The organism is Serratia bockelmannii (assembly GCF_008011855.1).
In the GTDB taxonomy this organism is placed as follows: Bacteria; Pseudomonadota; Gammaproteobacteria; order Enterobacterales; family Enterobacteriaceae; genus Serratia; species Serratia bockelmannii.
The window spans coordinates 13,960-38,256 of the sequence record NZ_VOUX01000007.1 but is presented as its reverse complement, the minus strand read 5'-3'; the positions used below and the strand labels follow the sequence as shown (position 1 = coordinate 38,256).

Sequence of the window (24,297 nt, the reverse complement as noted above, 5' to 3'; positions counted from 1 at the left end):
GTTAACCGGCGACGTGCAGCGCGACCAGGATCAGGTCGATCAGTTTGATGCCGACGAACGGCACCAGCAGGCCGCCGACCCCGTACAGCCACAGGTTGCGGCGCAGCAGGGCCGCGGCGCTCATCGGTTTGTAACTCACCCCTTTCAACGCCAGCGGGATCAGGAACACGATCACCAGGGCGTTGAAGATCACCGCCGACATGATGGCGGAGGCCGGGGAGTGCAGGTGCATCACGTTCAGCGCGTTCAGCTGCGGATAGGTGGCCGCGAACGCCGCCGGAATAATGGCGAAGTATTTGGCCACGTCGTTGGCGATGCTGAAGGTGGTCAGCGAGCCGCGCGTCATCAGCATCTGTTTGCCGATGTGTACCACTTCGATCAGCTTGGTCGGGTTGGAATCCAGATCGACCATGTTGCCCGCCTCTTTGGCGGCCTGGGTGCCGGAGTTCATCGCCACCGCCACATCGGCCTGCGCCAGCGCCGGGGCGTCGTTGGTGCCGTCGCCGGTCATCGCCACCAGACGGCCTTCCGCCTGATACTGGCGGATCAGCGCCAGCTTGGCTTCCGGCGTGGCTTCCGACAGGAAGTCGTCCACCCCGGCTTCGGCGGCGATCGCCGCCGCGGTCAGCGGGTTATCGCCGGTGATCATCACCGTTTTGATGCCCATCTTGCGCAGCTCATTGAAGCGTTCCTTGATGCCGCCCTTGACGATATCCTTCAGCGCCACCACGCCCAGCACCCGGGCGCCTTCCGCCACCACCAACGGCGTGCCGCCGGTGCGCGCCACGCTTTCCACCAGATCGTCCACCGCCCGCGGGAAGTGCCCCTGATTGGATTCGACGTGACGGCGAATGGCATCCACTGCGCCTTTGCGGATCATGCGCTCCTGCACGTTGACGCCGCTCATGCGGGTTTGGGCCGAGAAGGGCACGAAGGTGGCGTTCAGCGCCTGCAGATCGCGTTCGCGCAGGTTGAAGCGCTGTTTGGCCAACACCACGATGCTGCGGCCTTCCGGCGTTTCGTCCGCCAGCGAGGCCAGCTGCGCGGCGTCCGCCAGCTCTTGCTCTTTCACGCCCGGCGCCGGCAGGAACTCTGAAGCCTGGCGGTTGCCCAGCGTGATGGTGCCGGTTTTATCCAGCAGAAGCACGTCCACGTCGCCGGCGGCTTCCACCGCGCGGCCGCTGGTGGCGATCACGTTGGCGCCGAGCATGCGGCTCATCCCGGCCACGCCGATGGCGGACAGCAGGCCACCGATGGTGGTGGGGATCAGGCAAACCAGCAAGGCGACCAGCACGGTGATGGTGACCACGCTGCCGCTGCCGGCCGCTTCCACGCTGTATTGCGAGAACGGGAACAGGGTGGCGGTGGCCAGGACGAACACGATGGTCAGCGCCACCAGCAGGATGGTCAGCGCGATCTCGTTCGGCGTTTTGCGGCGCTTGGCGCCTTCCACCATGGCGATCATGCGATCGAGGAAGGTTTCCCCCGGGTTGACGCTGCACTGTACCACCAGCCAGTCGGACAGCACGCGGGTGCCGCCGGTGACCGAGGAGAAGTCCCCGCCGGATTCGCGGATCACCGGGGCGGATTCGCCGGTGATGGCGCTTTCATCTACCGAGGCGCCGCCTTCCAGCACTTCGCCGTCGCACGGGACGGTATCGCCGGCTTCCACCAGTACGATATCGCCTTTGCGCAGGCTTTCGGCGGCCACTTTCTCCGTGGCGCCGTCGCGGCGCGGGCCGGCCAGCTTTTTCGCCCAGCTGGTTTTCTTGGTGCCTTTCAGGCTTTCCGCCTGGGCCTTGCTGCGGCCTTCGGCCAGCGCCTCGGCGAAGTTGGCGAACAGCACGGTGAACCACAACCACAGGGCGACGCTGCCGGTAAAGGCGGCGGCACCGTCGGTTTGGCCGGCGAGGATCGCCAGCCAGATGGCGGTGGTCAGCAGGCTGCCGATATACACCACGAACATCACCGGGTTGCGCCATTGAACGCGAGGATCCAGTTTTTTCACCGCATCGATCAGCGCGGTGCGCACCAGGGCCGGTTCAAACAGCGCGCGTTGTTTGCGAGTCATCTCTTATTCTCTCTCTGTGACGTCGGTTAGTTTGCCAACCAAAGCTGCAAATGCTCGGCCACCGGGCCTAGCGCCAGCGCCGGCACGAAGGTCAGTGCACCCACCAGCAATACGGTGCCGATCAGCAGACCGATAAACAGCGGCCCATAGGTCGGCAGGGTGCCGTTGCCCGCCGGCTGGCGTTGTTTAGCGCTCAGCGAACCGGCGATCGCCAGCACCGGCAGGATCACCCCGAAGCGGCCGACGAACATGGCGAAGGCCAGCAGCAGGTTGTAGAACGGCGTATTGACGCTCAACCCGGCGAAGGCGCTGCCGTTGTTGTTGGCGGCGGAGGACAGGGCGTACAGCACTTCGCTGAAGCCGTGAGCGCCCGGGTTGAGGATGCCGGCGCGGCCCGCGTCGGTGCCGATGGCCAGCGCGCTGCCCAGCAACACCAGCGTCGGCGTGACCAGGATCGCTAGCGCGGTCATCTTCATGTCGTAAACGTCGATCTTTTTGCCCAGGTATTCCGGGGTGCGGCCGATCATCAGACCGGCGATAAATACCGTCAGCAGTACGAACAGCAGCATGCCGTACAGGCCGGAGCCTACGCCGCCGAACACCACCTCACCGATCTGCATCAGCCACATCGGTACCATGCCGCCCAGCGCGGTGAAGGAGTCGTGCATGGCGTTGACCGCCCCGCAGGACGCGGCGGTGGTCACCACCGAGAACAGGCTGGTGGCGAGAATGCCAAAGCGCGACTCTTTGCCTTCCATATTGATGTTGCTGTCGGCGCCCAGCGTGCTCAGGTGCGGGTTGCCCGCCAGCTCGGCGACCATCACCACCACCACCGCCACCACGAAGATCAGCGCCATCGCCCAGATCAGCGCGTGGCCCTGACGGTTTTCACCGGCCAACTGGCCGAAGGAGAAGCACAGCGCGCAGGGGATCAGGAAGATGGCCAGCATCTGCACGAAGTTGGTCAGCACGGTTGGGTTCTCGAACGGGTGCGCCGAGTTGGCGCCGAAGAAGCCGCCGCCGTTGGTGCCGAGCATCTTGATCGCTTCCTGCGAGGCCACTGGTCCCATCGGCAGCGTCTGCTGCGCACCTTCGAGCGTGGTGACGTGCAGGTAAGGCAGGAAGTTTTGCAGCGTGCCCTGGCTGACGAAGAACAGAGCGATCAGCAGCGCGATCGGCAGCAGCACATACAGCGTGATGCGGAACAGATCGGCCCAGGCGTTGCCGACGGTCTTGCCGGCGCGGCGGGTAAAGGCGCGGATCAGCGCAAAGGCCACGGCGATGCCGGTGGAGGCGGAGACGAAGTTCTGCACCGCCAGCCCGGCCATCTGGCTGAAATAGCTGAGAGCGCTTTCACCGCTGTAGGCCTGCCAGTTGGTGTTGGTGACGAAGCTGACGGCGGTGTTGAGCGCCAGATCCCAGGAGAGGCCCGGGAAGCCTTGCGGGTTGAGCGGCAGCGAGCCCTGCGTCATCAGCAGGGCGAACAGCAACGCCAGGCCGAGCAGGTTGAACGCCAGGATCGCCAGCGCGTACTGCCACCAGTTCATCTCGGTGGCGCGGATGCCGCAGGCGCGCCAGACGCCGGCTTCCACCCCGCGCAGCGCAGGCAGCGGCTCACCTTCGATCAGGCGCGCCATAAAGCCGCCCAGCGGCCGGGCCAGCAGCAGAAGCACCAGCAGGAAACTGGCGATCAGTAAAAAGGCTGAAGCCGCCATCAGAAATCCTCCGCGTTAAACAGGGCGTAGACCAGATAGGCCAACAGCAGCAGGACCAACAGCGCACCACCAATAACGCTGAAACTCACGGGACACCTCCAGAGGTGTTGTTTTTGATAGAGGCAGTGTAGGGAGCGGGGTAGAAAGAAGATGAAAAAATCGCGCGGGCGGGTGTAAAAAAAGTATAAAAATGGCTGAAATTTCAGCGGAAATTGAGCATTTCAAGCAGCAGGTTGGCGGCGAGATTGCGCCTGATGAGTGAATAAGCAAGGGCAGAGGCGTGGAAGCAGGAACCGGATAATAACCACAATGTAACCCATGATAAGTTAAAAATTAACCTGACTGTAACAAAATTACGAATCGCTGCGGTGATTAGCGATTTTTTGTGCGATTTAGTGGTCGGATGAGTAGTAAACTTTCATCAAGTGCGCTAAAATTTTGCTCAGTTACCAAATTACCGATTGTTCATTTGATACGCTCACGCCGTTTTCCCTGACAAATCAACGGCAGGCGTTTTTAAGGAGGTTCGCATGTCTACGACCTATCACGCTTATTCACTGCATCGGATTCTCCTGCGCCGCAGCGCAGTGGTTATCGCGGGCATTTTGGCCCTGCCGGTGATGCTGTTCCGCAGCGATCGCGGGCGTTTTTACAGCTACCTGCACCGCGTCTGGTCAAAAACCAGCGATAAGCCGGTCTGGCTGCAGCAGGCGGAACTGGCGTCCTGCGATTTCTACTGAGTCGCTGCCGATTCACGAAAAAACCCTCGCCCTGTGGCGGGGGTTTTTTTATGCCTCTGGCCACCCCTATCAAGCGCAAGGTCGTATTTGGCAAGCCATTCTTCTACACTTTCCTCATCGGTCAACAACATGGGAGAGCGGTATGAGCGACAAGATCCCTATCGGCATCAGCGCCTGTTTACTGGGCGACGCGGTGCGTTTCGACGGTGGCCACAAGCGGCTGGCTTTTGCGGTGGAACAGTTGGCGCCCTATGTGCGCTTTGAGCCCGTTTGCCCGGAAATGGCGATCGGCCTGCCCACGCCGCGCCCGGCGCTGCGCCTGGTGAAACAGGCGCAGCCGTGGCCGGCGATGCGCTACAGCAACGACGCCGGCGTGGATCTGACCGAGGAGATGCGCAGTTTCTCCGCGCAGCGCGTGGCCGCGTTGCAGCACCTGTGCGGCTATATCGTCTGCGCCAAGTCGCCGAGCTGCGGCCTGGAACGGGTGCGGGTCTACAGCGAGAACGGCAAGGACTCGCGTAAAAACGGCGTTGGGCTGTTTACCGCCGAGCTGCTGCGTCAGATGCCGTGGCTGCCGGTGGAAGAAGATGGACGATTGCAGGATGCGGCGCTGCGGGAAAACTTTATCGAGCGAGTGTACGCGCTGTATGAGTTGAACATGCTGTGGCGTCAGGGGCTGACCCGCGGCGGGCTGATCGCGTTTCACAGCCGCTACAAGCTGTCGCTGCTGGCGCATTCGCAGCCGGCGTACCGCGAGCTGGGGCGCTTCGTCGCCGATATTCACCGCTGGGACTCGCTGGAGGCCTTCGCCGTGGAATACCGCAGCCGCCTGATGGCGCTGTTGGCGCACAAAGCGACGCGGCGCAACCACACCAACGTGTTAATGCACGTGCAGGGCTACTTCCGTCGTCAGCTTAGCGCGGCGCAGCGCCAGGAGCTGGCGCACCTGATCGATCGCTACCGGCAGGGCATGCAGCCGCTGCTGGCGCCGATCGCGCTGCTCAAGCATTACATGGCGGAATACCCCGATCGCTATCTGGCGGAACAACGCTATTTCGAACCTTACCCGGAGGCGCTGCGTTTGCGTTACGGCCATTGATTGACAAGGAGTTTTATGACCACGCATCTGGTCTGGTTGCGTAACGATCTGCGTATCACCGACAACAAAGCCCTGCACGCCGCCTGCAGCGATCCGAAAGCCCGGGTGCTGGCGGTGTTTATCGCCACACCGGAGCAGTGGCGGCAACATGAGATGGCGCCGCGGCAGGCGGCGCTGATCCACGCCAGCCTGCAGGCGGTGCAACAGGCGCTGGCGCAAAAGGGCATTGCGCTGCATTGCCATGCCTGTGCGGACTTTGCCGCGTCGATCGACTGGCTGGCGGACTATTGCGAGCGAGAGCAGGTAGATGCGCTGTTTTACAACCGCCAGTATGAACTGAATGAACGGCGACGCGATGTGCGGCTGGAGCAGCAGTTGAATGGACGGGTAACGTGCCACGGTTTTGATGACAGCCTGCTGTTGCCGCCGGGCAGCGTGCTCACCGGCGGCGGCGAGATGTACAAGGTTTATACGCCGTTTCGCAACGCCTTTATTCAGCGCCTGACCGAGTCCGACGTGAGCTGCCTGCCGGCGCCGAAGATCCGTGCCGATGGCGCGTTGCCTGCGCCTGAGGCGCCGGCGGCGTTCGATTATCCCGCGGCGGAAATTGGGGATGACTATCCCGCCGGCGAGGAGGCCGCGCTGCAGCGGCTGCGCGCCTTTTGTCGTGAGCAGGTGCAGGATTACCTTCGGCAGCGCGATCTGCCCGCCATCGCCGGCACCAGCAGCCTGTCGCCCTATCTGGCGATCGGTGCGCTGTCGCCGCGCCAGTGCTTCAACCGCCTGCGCGCCGAATGCCCGCAGCTGCTGGAAGATCGCGAGAGCGGCGCTTTCGCCTGGCTGAACGAGCTGATTTGGCGCGAGTTCTACCGCCATCTGCTGGTGGCCTATCCCGAGCTGTGTCGCCATCGGCCGTTTATCGCCTGGACGGACAAGGTGCGCTGGTGCGATGACGCGGCGAAGCTGCAGGCCTGGCAGCGGGGCGAAACCGGTTATCCGATCGTCGATGCCGCCATGCGCCAACTGAATGCCACCGGCTGGATGCACAACCGGCTGCGCATGATCAGCGCCAGTTTTCTGGTGAAAGATCTGCTGATCGACTGGCGCGCCGGGGAGCGCTATTTCATGTCGCAACTGCTGGACGGGGATCTGGCGGCCAACAACGGCGGCTGGCAGTGGGCGGCCTCCACCGGCACCGACGCCGCGCCGTATTTCCGCATCTTCAACCCGACCACCCAGGGTGAACGTTTTGATCCACAAGGCACTTTTATCCGTAAATGGTTGCCGGAACTGGCGGATGTGCCCGACAATGACATCCATCATCCCCATCGCTGGGCGGAAAAGCAGCGATGCACGCTGAACTACCCGCTGCCGATCGTCGATCACAAACAAGCCCGCATGGAGACGTTGGCGGCGTTCGAGGCGGCGAAACGGGGAGAGTCTTGAGGCAACTGCAAGGAGCGACGCAATGATGAAAAAGGTGCTGGCCCTGTGCCTGAGCGGCTATTCGGCGCTGGCGATAGCCGGCTTTGACGTGGTGGCGCTGGGCGTCGACGGCGGCGTTAGCGACGGCAACCTGACCTCTTATCTGATCCGCAGCGATAATCAGCCGCAGTATGTGGCGCTGGACGCCGGCTCGCTGCTACCGGGCATCGCCAAAGGGCTGGAGAAGGGCAGCTTCCCGCAGGTGACGTCAGAGCTGGCCGCGCCTTACACGCCGCAGGGCTATGTGTTCCGGCAGTTGATCGGCAGTTACTTTATCAGCCATGGCCATCTGGACCACGTGGCGGGGCTGATCGTCGGCTCGCCCGAGGACAATAAAAAAACCGTTTACGCCCAGGCGGACACCGTGCTGACCCTGCGTAATCACTACTTCAACTGGAAGGCCTGGCCGAACTTTACCGACGCCGGCAACGGTTCGCGGCTGGGCACCTACCGGCTGCAAACGGTGCGGCCGCAGCAGCGCTTTACCCTCGGCCTGACCGGGTTGACCGGCGTGATGTACCCGCTTAGCCACGATCGCTACCCGTCGTCGATGCTGCTGATTTCCAACGGCAGCGAGTTCTTCGCCTACTTCGGCGATACCGGGCCGGATAAGGTGGAGCAATCACGCGATCTCGATACCGTCTGGCGCACGCTGGGGCCGCTTGTCGAGCAGAAAAAGCTCAAAGGCATGATTATCGAAACCTCGTACCCCAATGGGATGGAGGATAAACATCTGTACGGCCATTTGACGCCAGCCTGGCTGCTGAAGGAGTTGAAGAACCTGACGCAGTACAGCGGCGGTGAAGGTTCGCTGAACGGTCTGCCGGTGGTGATCAGCCACATCAAGCCCAGCCTGAAGCAGGGCGAAGACACGCGCGCCGCCATTGCGCAGCAGCTGGCGCAGGGCAACGATCTGGGCGTGAAATTCATCCTGATGGCGCAGGGCGACCGGCAGACATTTTGACTATGAAGAGAGAAGAGAATGCGTAACCTCGATCTGGAACAACTGATCAATACGGAACTGAACGCCGCGGCGTTTCAGGACTACGCCCCTAACGGATTGCAGGTAGAAGGCCGCCCGCACGTGCAGCGCATCGTGACCGGCGTCACCGCCTGTCAGGCGCTGCTGGATGCCGCGGTGGCGCATCAGGCCGACGCGATTATCGTGCACCACGGCTATTTCTGGAAAAATGAGGCGCCGGCGGTGCGCGGCATGAAGCGCAATCGTCTGAAAACGCTGTTGACTCACGATATTAACCTGTACGGCTACCACCTGCCGCTGGACGCGCATCCGGTGCTGGGTAACAACGCGCAGCTGGCGCAGGCGCTGGGCATTCGGGTGATTGGCGACGTCGAGCCGCTGGTGCCACACGGCGAATTTGAACAGCCGCTGACCGGCGAGGCGCTGCAGCAGCGTATCGAAAGCCGGCTGGGGCGCGCGGTGCTGCACTGCGGCGATAACGCGCCTGAGCACATTCGCCGGGTGGCCTGGTGCACCGGCGGTGGCCAGGGCTTTATCGACAGCGCGGCGCGCTTCGGCGTCGATGCGTTCATCAGCGGTGAAGTGTCTGAACAGACCATTCATAGCGCGCGCGAAATGGGCGTGCATTTCTTCGCCGCCGGTCACCATGCGACTGAGCGCGGTGGCGTGAAAGCGTTGGGGGACTGGCTGGCCCAGCACCACGGCTTTGATGTGACCTTTATCGATATCCCGAATCCCGCCTGATTTTTTTCTTCCCCGGATCCAGCCCGGCCTGTGCGCCGGCTGAATCCTTTTATCGCGCTATTTCCTTATTTTCCTTATGGTTGCGTTCTATTGACAGCCGGGGCCGCGTCACGCATAACTGGTGTGTTTTTCATCGCGATAATAATAAGGAGAATAAGGGTGCAACAAGCACGTTATTACCTGTTGGGTGAAAGAGCGGTAGTGCTTGAACTGTCGCCGCCGGTGACCTTACCGAGCCAGCAGCGCATCTGGGCGCTGGCGGAAAAGCTGAATCACCACCCCGACGTGCGGGAAGTGGTGCCGGGGATGAACAACCTGACGCTGTTGCTGCATACGCCGCAGGCCGACGCCGAAGCGATGCTTGCGTTGCTGCAGCAGGGTTGGGAAAGCAAAGAGCGCCTGACGCCGGAGTCGCGCCAGGTGGATATTCCGGTGGTCTACGGCGGGGAGCAAGGCCCCGATCTGGATGACGTGGCGCGCCATACCGGCATGACCCCGCGGCAGGTGGTGGAATGCCACGCGGCGGCGGCCTATGTGGTCTATTTCCTCGGCTTTCAGCCGGGCTTCTCCTATTTGGGCGGCATGCCGGAAAAATTGGCGACGCCGCGCCGCGCCGAACCGCGTCTGGCGGTGGCGGCCGGCTCCGTCGGCATCGGCGGCGGCCAGACCGGCATCTATCCGCTGGTGACGCCCGGCGGCTGGCAACTGATTGGCCGCACGCCGCTGGCGTTGTTCAATCCGCATGAAATGCCGCCGACGCTGCTGCGCCCGGGCGATAGCGTGCGCTTCGTGCCGCAGAAGGAGGGCGTATGCTGATTATTCTGCGTGCCGGCATCTATACCACGGTGCAGGATTTGGGCCGCGAGGGATTCCGCCGCCTGGGCATCAGCACCGGCGGGGCGTTGGATCAACCGGCGCTGAAGATCGCTAACCTGCTGGTGGGCAACGCGCCGGAGGCCGCCGGGCTGGAGATCACGCTCGGCCAGTTCAGCGCCGAGTTTACCCACTCTGGCTGGATCGCCCTGACCGGCGCCGGCTGCGACGCGCAGCTGGACGGCAAGCCGCTGTGGACCGGCTGGCGCTACCCGGTGAAAAAGGGGCAGCGGCTGGCGCTAGGCACGCCGAAACGCGGCATGCGCAGCTACCTGGCGATCTCGGGCGGTATCGCCGTGCCGGAAATGCTGGGCTCGTGCAGCACCGACATGAAAGCCGCCTTTGGCGGCCACGAAGGCCGTAATCTGAAAGACGGCGATCGGCTGCCGCTGGGCAAATCAGCCGCTCAACCGCAACATCGCTGCGGCGTGAAACAGCTGCTGTTCACCAACCGCATCCGCGCGCTGCCGGGGCCGGAGTACGCCGAATTCAGCGAAGAGGCGCAGGATACGTTTTGGCGCACCGCCTGGCAGCTCAGCCCGCAGAGCAACCGCATGGGCTACCGCCTGCACGGCGGTACGCCGCTGGAGCGCACCACCGACCGCGAGATGCTGTCGCATGGCCTGATGCCCGGCGTGGTGCAGGTGCCGCATAACGGCCAGCCGATCGTGCTGATGGCCGATGCGCAAACCACCGGCGGTTACCCGCGTATCGCCTGCGTGATCGAAGCCGATCTCTACCACTTGGCGCAGATCCGTCTCGGCGAACCGATCCACTTCGTTCTCTGCTCACTGACGGAGGCGCAGCGCGCCAAAGCCGAGCAGGATCTCTTCCTTCGACAGATTGCCTGGGGGTTACATGATCGTTGATTTGAACGCCGATCTCGGCGAAGGCTGCGCCAACGATCAGGCGCTGTTGCAATTGGTGAGCTCGGCCAACATCGCCTGCGGCTTCCACGCCGGCGATGCGCAGACCATGCGTCAATCGGTGCGCTGGGCATTGCAGTACGGCGTGGCGATCGGCGCCCATCCGAGTTTTCCCGATCGGGAGAACTTCGGCCGCACCCGCATGCAGCTGCCGGCGGAAACGGTGTACGCGCAGGTGGTGTATCAGCTCGGGGCGCTGGCGGCGATCGCCCGCGCTGAGGGGGGAGTGATGGTACATGTTAAGCCGCATGGCATGCTGTATAACCAGGCGGCGGTTGAACCGGCGCTGGCGGAAGCGATCGCCCGGGCGGTGCAGGCGGTCGATCCGGCGCTGCGGCTGGTGGGGCTGGCCGGCAGCGAGCTGATCCGCGCCGGGGAAAAACTCGGCCTGACCACCCGGCAGGAGGTGTTCGCCGATCGCGGTTATCAGGCCGACGGCACGCTGGTGCCGCGCGGTTTGCCGGGGGCATTGATCGAGGATGACGAACAGGCGCTGGCGCAAACGCTGGAGATGGTGCGCCATCACCGGGTGCGCAGCGTGGATGGCGTCTGGGCCGCCGTTCAGGCGGAAACTGTCTGCCTGCACGGGGACGGCGAGCATGCGCTGGCGTATGCGCGCAAGCTGCGGGACAGTTTTGTTCAACAGGGTGTTCGCGTCAGCGCGGAGCAATAAAGCCGTAAAGCAAGACACAACATCACAAGCAAAAAACTATTAGAAAATATCGAGGGAAGACTATGGAACAGGCTGTGAATCTCTGGCCACTGATCGGCATCGCCGCCATCGTGGTCGGGTTTGTATTGCGTTTCAACCCGGTGCTGGTGGTGATCGCCGCCGGTATCATCACCGGTTTGGCGGCGCTGATGCCGCTGGACGTCATTCTGGAAAAGCTCGGCGAGGGCTTTCTCAACACCCGCAACCTGCCGCTGATCCTGCTGCTGCCGCTGGCGGTGATCGGCCTGCTGGAGCGCCACGGGCTGAAGGAGCGGGCGCAGGCGTGGATCGCCAAGATCAAAAGCGCCACCGCCGGCCGTTTGCTGATCGTGTACCTGTTCGTGCGCGAGATCACCGCGGCGATGGGGCTGACCAGCCTGGGCGGGCACCCGCAAATGGTGCGGCCGCTGCTGGCGCCGATGGCGGAAGGGGCAACGGAAAACCGCTATGGCGAACTGCCGGAGCGTACGCGCCACCGCCTGCGCGCCATGTCGGCCGCGACCGACAACGTCGGGCTGTTTTTCGGTGAGGATATCTTCGTGGCCTTCGGCGCGATCATCTTCATGCACAACTTTATGCTGGAGTCCGGCGGCATCCAGACCGAGCCGCTGCATATCGCGCTGTGGGGCATTCCGACCGCCATTTTCGCTTTCCTGATCCACGCATTCCGGCTGTATCGAATGGATAAACAGCTGAGCACCGAGCTGGCGCAGCTGAATCAGGCGGCGCTGCAGGCGAAGGGGGAGGCGCGATGAACTTCCAGCAACAATATCTCTACTGGCTAGCCGGCGCGGTGCTGCTGATTGTGGCGGTGATGTCCTTCCGCGATCGCGCCAACCCGCGCCGCATCACCACCGGGCTGTTTTGGGGGTTGTACGGCCTGGTATTCCTGGTCGGCGACTGGACTTACCGCCTGCTGGGCGACGTACTGGGCGAGGGCAGTAACGAGAAACGCATGCTGCACATCATCGTTGGCGGGGTGGTGGTGGTGATGGCCCTGATCGCCGGCTTCGGCGGTGTGCGCCTCGGCAGCTATCATCAGCGAACGCCGCAGGAGCGCGAGACCAGCGCCAAGCGTTTGGGCAACAAGCTGTTTATCCCCGCGTTGGCGATCCCGGTGGTGACGGTGATCGGTGTGCTGCTGTTCAACAACGTGCCGGCGTTGCAAAGCGCGGTGTTCGGCAGCGGTAACCACGCGACGCTGATCACGCTGTTCTCGATGACCGTCGGCTGCCTGATTGGCCTGGCGATCGCGGTGAAAATGACCCATGAGAAGGCGTTGCAGCCGGTGCAGGAAGCGCGGCGCCTGCTGGATTCGATCGGCTGGGCGTTCATTCTGCCGCAGATCCTCGCCACGCTGGGTCTGCTGTTTACCGTCGCCGGCGTTGGCACTGCGATCTCGCATTTGACCCAGGAGTATCTGGCGGTCGATAACCGCTTTATCGCCGTGGCGGTCTACGCTATCGGTATGGCGGTGCTGACCATGGTGATGGGCAACGCCTTCGCCGCTTTCCCGATCGTCACCGCAGGCATCGGCATTCCGATCCTGGTGCTGCAACACGGCGGCAACCCGGCGGTGATGGCGGCGATCGGCATGTTCTCCGGCTATTGCGGCACCCTGATGACGCCGATGGCGGCGAACTTCAACATTGTGCCGGCGGCGCTGCTGGAGTTGCCGGACAAGAATGCGGTGATCAAGGCGCAGGTGCCGACCGGCGTGCTGCTGCTGTTGGTTAACGTGTTCCTGCTGTATTTCCTGATGTTCCTGTAGGAGTAAGGATGCAAAAAGTATTGATTACCGGCTTTGAGCCGTTTGGCGGCGAACGCCTTAACCCCTCCTGGGAAGTGGTGAAGCAGCTCAATGATATGGAGCTGGTCGGCACGCGCATCGTGGCGCGTCAGCTGCCGTGCGTGTTCGGCGCGGCGCTGGAGGCGCTCAATGCGGCGATCGATGAGGTGCAGCCGGTGATGGTGCTGGCTATCGGCCAGGCCGGCGGCCGCACCGATATCACGATTGAACGGGTGGCGATCAACGTCGACGATGCGCGCATTCCCGACAATCAGGGGCAGCAGCCGGTGGACGAGCCGATCGTCGCCGGCGGTCCGGCGGCCTATTTCAGCACCTTGCCGATCAAAGCGATGGTCAGTTCGATGCGCGAAGCTGGCATTCCGGCCGCCGTTTCGCAGACTGCCGGCACCTACGTGTGCAACCATGTGATGTATGGGCTGCTGCACCGTTTGAGCGGCCAGCGTGAGGTGAAGGGCGGCTTTATCCATATTCCGTACCTGCCGGAACAGGCGGCGGCCCACCCCGGTGCGCCGAGCATGGCGGCTTCGACGGTGCTGTTTGCGCTGGAGCTGGCCGTTTCCATTGCTTTGCAGGTGGAACACGATCTGAAAGTGGTGGGCGGCGCGACGCATTAATCAAGAGAATCCCCGGCGCATCGGGCTGCGCCGGGTCTACGCAAGGAGTGGTCTATGCCGGAAGGACCGGAGATTCGCCGGGCGGCGGACAAACTGGCGGCGGCGGTGATCGATCAGCCGTTGACCGCCGTCGATTTCGCTTTTCCTCAGTTGAAACACTATCGCCAGCGTCTGATCGGCGAGCGTATCGTCGCCATCGAGCCGCGCGGCAAGGCGCTGCTGACCCATTTCTCCAATGGGCTGACGATGTACAGCCATAACCAGCTGTATGGCGTGTGGAAAGTGGCGGCGGCAGGAGAGACGCCGGAGACCAAACGCGATCTGCGGGTGCGACTGGAAACCGCCCGCAGCGCGATATTGCTCTACAGCGCTTCCGACATTACCGTCGGGCCGCGCGAGGAAATAGAACAGCACCCGTTTTTGCAACGCATCGGCCCTGACGTGTTGGACATGTCGCTGACGGTAGACGCCGTGGCGGAGCGGTTGCTGACGCCGCGTTTTCGCCGCAGGCAGCTGAGCGGCATGCTGCTCGACCAGGCATTTCTTGCCGGATTGGGCAATTATCTGCGTGCCGAAATCCTGTGGCAGGCCGAACTGGCGCCGCAGCATAAACCGCAGGATTTGACGCCAGAGGCGCTGCGCCGTCTGGCGGAGGCGTTGCTGGCAGTGCCGCGCCTTTCCTACCAGACGCGCGGGCAGGCGGATGACAACCGGCATCACGGCGCGCTGTTTCGCTTCAAGGTATTTCATCGCAGCGGTGAGCCTTGCGAACGCTGCGGCGCGATGATTGTGCGCACCGAGCTGTCATCGCGGCCGTTTTATTGGTGCCCGGGTTGCCAGAAATAACCAAAAAAAACGCCGCCCGAAGGGGCGGCGCTGTGCGGTTTCAGCCAGGAAAGCGGCTTACTTGTTTTTCAGCTGGGATTTGAAATCACGCTCGGCATAGCCGGTGTACAGCTGACGCGGACGGGCAATTTTGATGCCTTCGTCGTGCATTTCGTTCCAGTGGGCGATCCAGCCGATGGTGCGTGCGATGGCGAAGATCACGGTGAACATGGAAGAAGGAATGCCCATTGCCTTCAGGATGATGCCTGAGTAGAAGTCGACGTTCGGGTACAGTTTCTTCTCGATGAAGTACGGGTCGTTCAGCGCGATGTGTTCCAGCTCCATCGCGACCTGCAGCAGGTTGTCGTCCTTCTTGTTCAGCTCTTTCAGCACTTCGTGACAGGTTTCGCGCATCACGGTGGCGCGCGGATCGTAGTTCTTGTACACGCGGTGGCCGAAGCCCATCAGGCGGAAGGAGTCGTTCTTGTCCTTGGCGCGCTTGATGAACTCTGGAATGTGCTCGACGGTCTTGATCTCTTCCAGCATTTTCAGCGCCGCTTCGTTGGCGCCGCCGTGTGCCGGCCCCCACAGGGAGGCGATACCGGCCGCGATGCAGGCGAACGGGTTGGCGCCGGAAGAGCCGGCGGTGCGCACGGTCGAGGTAGAGGCGTTCTGCTCATGGTCGGCGTGTAGGATCAGGATGCGGTCCATGGCGCGTTCCAGCACCGGGTTCACCACGTACTCTTCGCACGGGGTGGCGAACATCATGTGCAGGAAGTTGCCGGCATAGGACAGATCGTTGCGCGGGTAAACGAACGGCTGGCCCAGGGAGTATTTGTAGCACATCGCGGCCACGGTCGGCATTTTGGACAGCAGGCGGAACGCGGTGATTTCGCGGTGACGTTCGTTGTTGACGTCCAGCGCATCGTGGTAGAACGCCGCCAGCGCACCGGTCACGCCGCACAGCACCGCCATCGGGTGCGAGTCGCGACGGAAGCCACGGAACAGATGGGTGATCTGGTCGTGGATCATGGTGTGACGGGTTACGGTCGTCTTGAAGGTTTCGAACTCTTCCGGCGTTGGGGTCTCGCCGTACAGCAGGATGTAGCACACTTCCAGGTAGGAAGATTCTTTCGCCAGCTGCTCGATAGGGAAGCCGCGGTGCAGCAGCACGCCTTTGTCGCCGTCGATGAAGGTAATCTTGGATTCGCAAGAAGCGGTGGAGGTAAAGCCGGGATCAAATGTGAAATAACCTTTGGAACCCAGAGCGCGGACATCGAGGACATCAGGGCCCAGTGTCGGTGTCAATACGCCCAGTTCGATCGGAGCTTCGCTGTCGTTAATGGTTAGCGTCGCTTTCTTATCAGTCATTTACTGTCTCCTTAGCGCCTTATTTTAAAAAACCACTAACAACTGAAATACCTTAAATCTCTGCAGGTTGCCCGCAAAAAATGGTGCGGACGCTAACTCTGTGAGCGACTGCGCAACTGTGCGCGGGTAGGGTACAGAGTGCTGACCAGGCGAACGAGACGGGTGACCAGTTGTTAACGATTCAGAGTAATTCGTTATAGTCTGTTAATCTTACCTATGAGCTGTTCGAAGAGATGTGAACCTATCCCAATAATCTGTTTTTATGTGCTTTATTTGCTTTTGACGCCGGCAAACTCGAGCGGGAAACAACGTCTATTGGGATAGGTTCGCCAAATACACTGTTGCATAACTCGAACCCGGGAGGAAGTGTATCTGCTGACCCATAGCGCATCATAGGACCGTTTGTGCCCCTATATGTAATGGAAATGTTGATCTCTTGTCAAATCAGATAATTAATTTTGCACTAATTGTGAAATCCGTGATCTGAATCACTGTTCGGGGGAAATGTTATCAAAGCGGTTGTATGAGAATTGTAATCAGAATGTGATCCTCCTATACTGCCGCCAGGTCTCCGGATTACCCTGAAGTAGGAGCACCCAGCGTTATAAATGCGCGCCGTTTGAGCACAGAGGATGTTGATGTTTGAGCGCGTGACGTGTAAGGGTTTTAGGCTCTTAACGCTGTCTGATCCCCGCCCAGGCCCGGAGGAAGGAAAATAATAAGAGCTGTGTGGGCAAATACGTGAAAAAACAACGACCTGTCAACTTGGATCTGCAAACGATCCGGTTCCCCGTAACTGCGATAGCGTCTATCTTACACCGAGTCTCTGGCGTAATTACCTTCGTTGCCGTGGGTATCCTCCTCTGGCTGCTGGGCCTGTCACTCTCTTCCCAAGAGGGGTTCCTGCAGGCGGCCGCCATCATGAATAGCTTCATCGTCAAATTCATATTCTGGGGCATCCTCACGGCGCTGGCCTATCACATTTGCGGTGGCATCCGTCACTTGTTAATGGATTTTGGCTACATCGAAGAGAGTTTGGCCGCCGGTACCCGTTCCGCCCAGGTGGCGATCGGTCTGACCGTCGTGCTGTCAGTTCTGGCTGGAGTCCTCGTATGGTAAACAACGTTTCTGCATTAGGGCGCAACGGCGTGCACGATTGGCTGCTGCTGCGTGCTTCCGCGATCATCATCACCCTGTACGTCCTGTATATCCTGGGCTTTTTCGTCACGGCTCCGGAACTCACTTATGACATTTGGCGCGGTTTCTTCGCCACTTCCATTACGAAAGTGTTCACTCTGCTGACCTTGCTGTCGATTCTGGTGCACGCCTGGATCGGGCTGTGGCAGGTGCTGACGGACTACGTCAAGCCGCTGGCGGTTCGCCTGGTGTTGCAGCTGGCTGTCGTGGTCGCGTTGCTGGTCTATTTACTGTACGGAACAATCGTAGTGTGGGGTGCTTAAATGAAACTGCCAGTCAGAGAGTTTGATGCCGTCGTAATCGGCGCCGGCGGTGCGGGCATGCGTGCCGCGCTGCAAATTTCCCAAGCGGGCTCGACCTGTGCCCTGCTGTCCAAAGTTTTCCCGACCCGTTCCCATACCGTGTCTGCACAGGGCGGCATTACCGTCGCGCTGGGCAACAGCCACGAGGACAACTGGGAATGGCATATGTACGACACGGTGAAAGGGTCCGACTATATCGGTGACCAGGACGCCATCGAATATATGTGTAAAACCGGCCCGGAAGCAATTCTGGAACTGGAACACATGGGCCTGCCGTTCTCTCGTCTGGACGACGGCCGCATTTATCAGCGCCCGTTCGGCGGTCAGTCGCTGAACTTCGGCGGCGAGCAGGCGGCGCGTACCGCAGCTGCAGCCGACCGTACCGGTCACGCGCTGTTGCACACCCTGTACCAACAGAACCTGAAAAACCACACCACCATCTTCTCCGAGTGGTATGCGCTCGATCTGGTGAAAAACCAGGATGGCGCGGTGGTCGGCACCACGGCTATCTGCATCGAAACCGGTGAAGTGGTTTACTTCAAAGCCAAGGCCACCGTGCTGGCGACCGGCGGCGCAGGCCGTATTTATCAGTCCACCACCAACGCCCACATCAACACCGGCGACGGTGTCGGCATGGCGCTGCGCGCTGGCGTGCCGGTGCAGGACATGGAAATGTGGCAGTTCCACCCGACCGGCATCGCTGGCGCGGGCGTACTGGTGACTGAAGGCTGCCGCGGCGAAGGCGGTTACCTGCTGAACAAACACGGCGAGCGCTTCATGGAGCGTTATGCGCCGAATGCCAAAGATCTGGCGGGCCGCGACGTGGTTGCCCGTTCGATCATGATCGAAATCCGCGAAGGCCGCGGTTGCGACGGTCCTTGGGGCCCGCACGCCAAGCTGAAGCTGGATCACCTGGGCAAAGAGGTACTGGAATCCCGTCTGCCGGGCATTCTGGAGCTGTCCCGCACCTTCGCGCACGTCGATCCGGTGAAAGAGCCGATCCCGGTTATCCCAACCTGTCACTATATGATGGGCGGGATTCCGACCAAGGTGACCGGCCAGGCGCTGACCGTGAACGAGAAGGGCGAAGACGTGGTGATCCCGGGGCTGTTCGCCGTGGGCGAAATCGCCTGCGTATCGGTGCACGGCGCCAACCGCCTGGGCGGCAACTCGCTGCTCGACCTGGTGGTGTTCGGCCGTTCCGCCGGCATGCACCTGCAGGAATCGCTGGAAGAGCAGGGCGTGAGCCGTGACGCCAGCGACTCCGACGTGGAAGCCTCGTTGGACCGTCTGAACCGTTGGAACAACACCCGTTCCGGTGAAGACCCGGTCGAAATTCGCAAAGCGCTGCAGTCTTGCATGCAGCACAACTTCTCGGTATTCCGTGAAGGCGATGCGATGGCCAAGGGCCTGGAAGAACTGAAAGTGATCCGTGAACGTCTGAAGAACGCACGCCTGGACGATACCTCCAGCGAGTTCAACACCCAGCGCATCGAGTGCCTGGAGTTGGATAACCTGATGGAGACCGCGTATTCCACCGCTGTGTCGGCCAACTTCCGTACCGAGAGCCGTGGCGCACACAGCCGCTTCGACTACCCGGAACGCGATGACGCCAACTGGCTGTGCCATTCGCTGTATCTGCCGCAATCGGAAAGCATGACGCGTCGTGAAGTGAACATGCAACCGAAGCTGCGCCCGGCATTCCCGCCGAAAGTGCGTTCTTACTAATTGCGGAGATCGACAGATGAAACTCGAATTTTCCATTTATCGCTACAACCCGGATGTCGATGACGCGCCGCACATGCAGGATTACACCCTGGAAGCGGAAGAAGGTCGCGACATGATGCTGCTGGATGCGTTGATCCAGTTGAAAGAAAAAGACCCGACCCTGTCGTTCCGTCGCTCATGCCGTGAAGGCGTATGCGGTTCCGATGGCCTGAACATGAACGGTAAAAACGGCCTGGCGTGCATCACCCCGATTTCGTCGCTGCGCAAAGGCAACGGCAAGATCGTGATCCGTCCGCTGCCGGGCCTGCCGGTGGTGCGCGATCTGGTGGTGGATATGGGCCAGTTCTATACCCAGTATGAAAAGATCAAGCCATACCTGCTGAACGACGGCAAGAACCCGCCGGCGCGCGAGCACCTGCAGTCGCCGGACCAACGCGCCAAGCTGGACGGTCTGTACGAGTGCATCCTGTGCGCCTGCTGCTCGACCTCTTGCCCATCGTTCTGGTGGAACCCGGACAAGTTCATTGGCCCAGCCGGTCTGTTGGCGGCGTATCGCTTCCTGATCGACAGCCGTGACACGGAAACGCAAGAACGTTTAGATGATCTGGACGACGCTTTTAGTGTTTTCCGCTGCCATAGCATTATGAATTGTGTCAGTGTATGTCCTAAAGGCTTGAACCCGACGCGTGCGATCGGGCATATCAAGTCCATGCTGCTGCAACGCGGCGCATAAACGGAATGAGATGCTGCGCCGGGCTCTTTTCCGGCGCACATCCCATAGGGGAGGGAACCTCTAAAAACTGACCCGCGGCTGCGGCGCTATGCAGCCTGGTTCTTCCGCCGGTTTTTAGAGGTTCCTTGTAAGGGACCGCAAGGTCCATAACAGAACGTATCGGGCCGTCATGGCCGCAAGTACGTCGAGTGAACCGTTTTACGGCAAACCGTATTCATCACGGTAATTATGTTAACCACGGCGAAAACTAAAGCTTCAAAGCTTAAGGGATCATGATGCAGAACGGCGCAATGAAGGCCTGGCTGGATTCCTCCTATCTGGCGGGCGCGAACCAGTCTTACATAGAACAGCTCTATGAAGACTTCTTAACCGATCCGGGTTCCGTTGAAGATAGCTGGCGTTCCATTTTTCAACAGCTACCAACCGCGGGTGTCAAACCCGATCAGCTTCACTCTCAAACGCGCGATTACTTCCGCCGCCTGGCGAAAGACTCCGCGCGCTACAATACCACCATCACCGATCCGGAAACCGACGCCAAACAGGTCAAGGTACTGCAGCTGATCAACGCCTTCCGCTTCCGCGGGCATCAGCATGCCAACCTCGATCCGCTCGGCCTGTGGCAGCGCGAGCAAGTTCCTGACCTTGATCCCGCTTACCACAACCTGACCGAAGCCGATTTCCAGGAAACCTTCAACGTGGGCTCTTTCGCCATCGGCAAAGAAACCATGAAGCTGGGCGATCTGTACGCCGCGCTGAAGCAGACCTATTGCGGGTCGATCGGTGCTGAGTACATGCATATCACCAACACCGAAGAGAAACGCTGGATCCAGCAGCGCATCGAATCGGTGGTGGGGCGCGCCAGCTTTACCGCCGACGAAAAACGCCGTTTCCTGAACGAGCTGACTGCGGCGGAAGGCCTGGAACGCTACCTGGGCGCCAAATTCCCGGGCGCCAAACGCTTCTCGCTGGAAGGCGGCGACGCGTTGGTGCCGATGCTGAAAGAGATGGTGCGCCACGCCGGTAAGAACGGCACGCGCGAAGTGGTGTTGGGCATGGCCCACCGCGGCCGTCTGAACGTGCTGATCAACGTGCTGGGCAAAAAGCCGGCCGATCTGTTCGACGAATTCGCCGGTAAGCATAAAGAACACCTCGGCACCGGTGACGTGAAATATCACCAGGGCTTCTCTTCCGACGTGGAAACCGAAGGCGGCATGGTTCACCTGGCGCTGGCGTTCAACCCGTCGCACCTGGAGATCGTCAGCCCGGTGGTCATGGGCTCGGTACGTGCCCGTCGCGATCGTCTGGACGAAGCGCGCAGCAACATGGTGCTGCCGATCACCATCCACGGCGACGCCGCCATCACCGGCCAGGGCGTGGTTCAGGAAACCCTGAACATGTCTCAGGCTCGCGGTTACGAAGTGGGCGGCACCGTGCGTATCGTCATCAACAACCAGGTTGGCTTCACCACCTCCAACCCGCTGGATGCGCGCTCTACCGAATACTGCACCGACATCGCCAAAATGGTTCAGTCGCCGATCTTCCACGTTAACGCGGACGATCCGGAGGCCGTGGCCTTCGTCACCCGCCTGGCGTTGGATTTCCGTAACACCTTTAAGCGTGACGTGATGATCGATCTGGTCTGCTACCGTCGCCATGGGCACAACGAGGCCGACGAGCCGAGCGCTACCCAGCCGGTGATGTATCAGAAGATCAAGAAACACCCTACGCCGCGCAAAATCTACGCTGACGTGCTGACCGAGCAGAAAGTGGCCAGCCTGGAAGATGCCACGGAAATGGTCAACCTGTACCGCGACGCGCTCGACCGCGGCGATTGCGTGGTTGAAGAGTGGCGTCCGATGAACCTGCACTCCTTCACCTGGTCACCGTATCTGAACCACGAGTGGGACGAAGAGTACCCGAGCAAGGTTGAGATGAAGCGCCTGCAAGAGCTGGCACGTCGCATCAGCACCGTGCCGGAAGCGATTGAAATGCAGTCGCGCGTGGCGAAAATCTACGCTGACCGCGCCGAGATGGCGGCGGGCAACAAGCCGTTCGACTGGGGCGCTGCCGAAACGTTGGCTTACGCGACCATGGCGGATGAAGGCATCCCGATCCGCATCTCCGGTGAAGACGCCGGCCGCGGCACCTTCTTCCACCGTCACGCGGTGGTGCACAACCAGAAAAACGGTTCCGTCTATGTTCCGCTGGCGAATATCCACAGCGGCCAGGGCGAGTTCAAGGTCTGGGATTCCGTGCTGTCTGAAGAGGCGGTGCTGGCGTTCGAATACGGCTACGCCACGGCGGAACCGCGCACGCTGACCATCTGGGAAGCGCAGTTCGGTGACTTCGCCAACGGCGCACAGGTCGTTATCGACCAGTTCATCAGCTCCGGCGAGCAAAAATGGGGCCGTATGTGCGGCCTGGTGATGCTGCTGCCGCACGGCTATGAAGGCCAGGGCCCTGAGCACTCTTCCGCGCGTCTGGAACGCTATCTGCAGCTGTGCGCAGAGCAGAACATGCAGGTGTGCGTCCCGTCTACGCCGGCGCAGGTTTACCATATGCTGCGTCGTCAGGCGCTGCGCGGTATGCGCCGTCCGCTGGTGGTGATGTCGCCGAAGTCGCTGCTGCGTCACCCGCTGGCGATTTCTTCGCTGGACGAGCTGGCCAACGGCACCTTCCTGCCGGCGATCGGCGAGATCGACAACTTGGATCCGAAAGCGGTCAAGCGCGTCGTGCTGTGCTCCGGCAAGGTCTACTACGACCTGCTGGAACAGCGTCGCAAGAACGAGCAGAAAGACGTGGCCATCGTGCGTATCGAGCAGCTGTATCCGTTCCCGCATCAGGCCGTGCAGGCCGTGCTGGAACAATACTCGCACGTGCATGATTTCGTCTGGTGTCAGGAAGAGCCGCTGAACCAGGGCGCCTGGTACTGCAGCCAACACAACTTCCGTGAAGTGGTGCCGTTCGGGGCTTCTTTACGTTACGCAGGACGTCCGGCCTCCGCCTCTCCGGCGGTGGGCTATATGTCCGTACACCAGAAGCAGCAGCAGGCTCTGGTGAACGACGCGCTGAATATTGACTAATGTTCGCTCGCTTGCCGGCCGAGGGCCGGCAAGCAGATGATAAAAAACTTAAGGGAAAGCTAAATGAGTAGCGTAGATATTCTGGTTCCTGACCTTCCTGAATCGGTTGCCGATGCGACCGTAGCCACCTGGCACAAAAAACCAGGCGACAGCGTGCAGCGTGATGAAGTCCTGGTTGAAATCGAAACCGACAAAGTCGTGTTGGAAGTGCCGGCCAGTGAAGCGGGCATTCTCGATGCTATCGTGGAAGAAGAGGGCGCGACCGTACTGTCTCGCCAGCTGCTTGGCCGCATCCGTCCGGGCGATAGCTCCGGCAAGCCGACCGCTGAGAAGAGCCAGGAGAAAGAAGCCACGCCTGCACAGCGCGCTACCGCGAGCCTGGAAGAAGAAAGCAATGACGCGCTCAGCCCGGCGATTCGCCGCCTGATCGCCGAACACGACCTCGATGCCGGCGCCATCAAAGGCACCGGCGTGGGTGGCCGCATCACACGTGAAGACGTGGAAGCGCACCTGGCCAAAGGCGGCGCCGCTGCCAAACCGGCCGCTGCTGCTGAAGCCGCACCGCAGCCTGCTCTGGCCGGCCGCAGCGAAAAACGCGTGCCGATGACCCGCCTGCGCAAACGCGTCGCCGAGCGTCTGCTGGAAGCGAAGAACAGCACCGCGATGCTGACCACCTTCAACGAAATCAACATGCAGCCGATCATGGACCTGCGCAAGCAGTACGGCGAAGCCTTCGAGAAGCGCCACGGCGTGCGTCTGGGCTTCATGTCCTTCTACATCAAGGCCGTGGTTGAAGCGCTGAAGCGCTTCCCGGAAGTGAACGCATCGATCGACGGTTCCGACGTGGTTTACCACAACTACTTCGACATCAGCATCGCGGTTTCTACCCCGCGCGGCCTGGTGACGCCGGTACTGCGCGATGTGGACGCCATGAGCATGGCTGACATCGAGAAGAAAATCAAAGAGCTGGCCGTTAAGGGCCGCGACGGCAAACTGACCGTTGAAGAGCTGACCGGCGGTAACTTCACCATTACCAACGGCGGCGTATTCGGCTCCCTGATGTCTACCCCGATCATCAACCCGCCGCAGAGCGCCATCCTGGGCATGCACGCCATCAAAGATCGCCCAATGGCGGTCAATGGTCAGGTGGTGATCCAGCCGATGATGTATCTGGCGCTGTCTTATGACCACCGCCTGATCGACGGTAAAGAATCCGTCGGCTATCTGGTGACGGTCAAAGAGATGCTGGAAGATCCGGCTCGTCTGCTGCTGGACGTCTAGTAACCC

The 24,297-nt window shown here is 61.1% G+C and carries 22 protein-coding genes; 18 read left to right on the top strand and 4 right to left on the bottom strand.

Annotated features, from left to right (window positions below):
* Position 1: 1 nt before the first annotated feature.
* Genes kdpB through FOT55_RS11050 form a run of 3 tightly spaced genes read right to left on the bottom strand, consistent with a single transcriptional unit; the run spans position 2 to position 3,875 of the window.
* Positions 2–2,071: a potassium-transporting ATPase subunit KdpB gene (gene kdpB / locus FOT55_RS11060; RefSeq protein ID WP_060432596.1), complete on the bottom strand. Its 2,070-nt coding sequence runs from the start codon at positions 2,069–2,071 to the stop codon at positions 2–4.
* A 26-nt stretch (positions 2,072–2,097) separates the two neighbouring features.
* A complete protein-coding gene (gene kdpA, locus FOT55_RS11055; protein ID WP_147823472.1) occupies positions 2,098–3,786 on the bottom strand; it encodes a potassium-transporting ATPase subunit KdpA in 1,689 nt (562 codons plus the stop codon).
* Complete coding sequence (locus FOT55_RS11050; protein ID WP_016928742.1) at positions 3,786–3,875, bottom strand: K(+)-transporting ATPase subunit F; 90 nt, start codon at positions 3,873–3,875, stop codon at positions 3,786–3,788. The genes kdpA and FOT55_RS11050 overlap by 1 nt, the downstream gene beginning before the upstream one ends.
* A gap of 441 nt (positions 3,876–4,316) precedes the next feature.
* Between FOT55_RS11050 and FOT55_RS11045 the strand changes: the two genes are divergently transcribed.
* The 12 genes from FOT55_RS11045 to nei all read left to right on the top strand — a co-directional run bounded on the left by FOT55_RS11045 (position 4,317) and on the right by nei (position 14,617).
* Positions 4,317–4,526, top strand: coding sequence for a YbfA family protein (locus FOT55_RS11045; RefSeq protein ID WP_004939916.1), 210 nt, complete (start codon positions 4,317–4,319; stop codon positions 4,524–4,526).
* Positions 4,527–4,668: 142 nt separating this feature from the next.
* Entirely contained in the window at positions 4,669–5,625 is a 957-nt protein-coding gene (locus tag FOT55_RS11040) for a YbgA family protein (protein WP_025301870.1), read from the top strand.
* 15 nt (positions 5,626–5,640) lie between these two features.
* The gene (gene phrB / locus FOT55_RS11035; RefSeq protein WP_060432598.1) at positions 5,641–7,071 is read left to right on the top strand and encodes a deoxyribodipyrimidine photo-lyase; all 1,431 of its coding nucleotides are present in this window, start codon (positions 5,641–5,643) and stop codon (positions 7,069–7,071) included.
* A gap of 22 nt (positions 7,072–7,093) precedes the next feature.
* Positions 7,094–8,074, top strand: a complete 981-nt coding sequence (locus tag FOT55_RS11030; protein ID WP_043136583.1) for an MBL fold metallo-hydrolase — start codon at positions 7,094–7,096, stop codon at positions 8,072–8,074.
* Positions 8,075–8,092: 18 nt separating this feature from the next.
* On the top strand, positions 8,093–8,836 hold the full coding sequence (locus tag FOT55_RS11025) for a type 2 GTP cyclohydrolase I (protein WP_025301873.1): 744 nt from the start codon (positions 8,093–8,095) through the stop codon (positions 8,834–8,836).
* A 159-nt stretch (positions 8,837–8,995) separates the two neighbouring features.
* Entirely contained in the window at positions 8,996–9,652 is a 657-nt protein-coding gene (pxpB, locus tag FOT55_RS11020; RefSeq protein WP_025301874.1) for a 5-oxoprolinase subunit PxpB, read from the top strand.
* On the top strand, positions 9,646–10,578 hold the full coding sequence (pxpC, locus tag FOT55_RS11015; protein ID WP_049208635.1) for a 5-oxoprolinase subunit PxpC: 933 nt from the start codon (positions 9,646–9,648) through the stop codon (positions 10,576–10,578). Before pxpB ends, pxpC begins: the two co-directional genes overlap by 7 nt.
* The gene (gene pxpA / locus FOT55_RS11010) at positions 10,568–11,308 is read left to right on the top strand and encodes a 5-oxoprolinase subunit PxpA (RefSeq protein ID WP_147823471.1); all 741 of its coding nucleotides are present in this window, start codon (positions 10,568–10,570) and stop codon (positions 11,306–11,308) included. The genes pxpC and pxpA overlap by 11 nt, the downstream gene beginning before the upstream one ends.
* A gap of 62 nt (positions 11,309–11,370) precedes the next feature.
* Positions 11,371–12,102, top strand: coding sequence for a DUF969 domain-containing protein (locus tag FOT55_RS11005; RefSeq protein WP_060432599.1), 732 nt, complete (start codon positions 11,371–11,373; stop codon positions 12,100–12,102).
* On the top strand, positions 12,099–13,118 hold the full coding sequence (locus FOT55_RS11000) for a DUF979 domain-containing protein (protein WP_025301878.1): 1,020 nt from the start codon (positions 12,099–12,101) through the stop codon (positions 13,116–13,118). Before FOT55_RS11005 ends, FOT55_RS11000 begins: the two co-directional genes overlap by 4 nt.
* 8 nt (positions 13,119–13,126) lie before the next feature.
* Positions 13,127–13,771, top strand: a complete 645-nt coding sequence (gene pcp, locus FOT55_RS10995; protein WP_016928732.1) for a pyroglutamyl-peptidase I — start codon at positions 13,127–13,129, stop codon at positions 13,769–13,771.
* Between the two features lie 54 nt (positions 13,772–13,825).
* Positions 13,826–14,617, top strand: a complete 792-nt coding sequence (gene nei / locus FOT55_RS10990; protein WP_025301879.1) for an endonuclease VIII — start codon at positions 13,826–13,828, stop codon at positions 14,615–14,617.
* A gap of 57 nt (positions 14,618–14,674) precedes the next feature.
* Here nei and FOT55_RS10985 read toward each other — a convergent pair whose 3' ends face one another.
* Positions 14,675–15,967, bottom strand: coding sequence for a citrate synthase (locus FOT55_RS10985; RefSeq protein ID WP_016928730.1), 1,293 nt, complete (start codon positions 15,965–15,967; stop codon positions 14,675–14,677).
* A gap of 729 nt (positions 15,968–16,696) precedes the next feature.
* Here FOT55_RS10985 and sdhC point away from each other — a divergent pair.
* The 6 genes from sdhC to odhB all read left to right on the top strand — a co-directional run bounded on the left by sdhC (position 16,697) and on the right by odhB (position 24,291).
* Positions 16,697–17,086: a succinate dehydrogenase cytochrome b556 subunit gene (sdhC, locus tag FOT55_RS10980; protein WP_004939893.1), complete on the top strand. Its 390-nt coding sequence runs from the start codon at positions 16,697–16,699 to the stop codon at positions 17,084–17,086.
* A complete protein-coding gene (gene sdhD, locus FOT55_RS10975) occupies positions 17,080–17,427 on the top strand; it encodes a succinate dehydrogenase membrane anchor subunit (RefSeq protein WP_004939891.1) in 348 nt (115 codons plus the stop codon). Before sdhC ends, sdhD begins: the two co-directional genes overlap by 7 nt.
* Complete coding sequence (gene sdhA, locus FOT55_RS10970; protein ID WP_015376974.1) at positions 17,428–19,194, top strand: succinate dehydrogenase flavoprotein subunit; 1,767 nt, start codon at positions 17,428–17,430, stop codon at positions 19,192–19,194.
* Positions 19,195–19,210: 16 nt separating this feature from the next.
* A complete protein-coding gene (locus FOT55_RS10965; protein WP_025301880.1) occupies positions 19,211–19,927 on the top strand; it encodes a succinate dehydrogenase iron-sulfur subunit in 717 nt (238 codons plus the stop codon).
* Positions 19,928–20,202: 275 nt separating this feature from the next.
* Complete coding sequence (sucA, locus tag FOT55_RS10960; protein ID WP_147823488.1) at positions 20,203–23,010, top strand: 2-oxoglutarate dehydrogenase E1 component; 2,808 nt, start codon at positions 20,203–20,205, stop codon at positions 23,008–23,010.
* Positions 23,011–23,073: 63 nt separating this feature from the next.
* On the top strand, positions 23,074–24,291 hold the full coding sequence (odhB, locus tag FOT55_RS10955) for a 2-oxoglutarate dehydrogenase complex dihydrolipoyllysine-residue succinyltransferase (protein WP_033637469.1): 1,218 nt from the start codon (positions 23,074–23,076) through the stop codon (positions 24,289–24,291).
* Positions 24,292–24,297 lie beyond the last annotated feature (6 nt).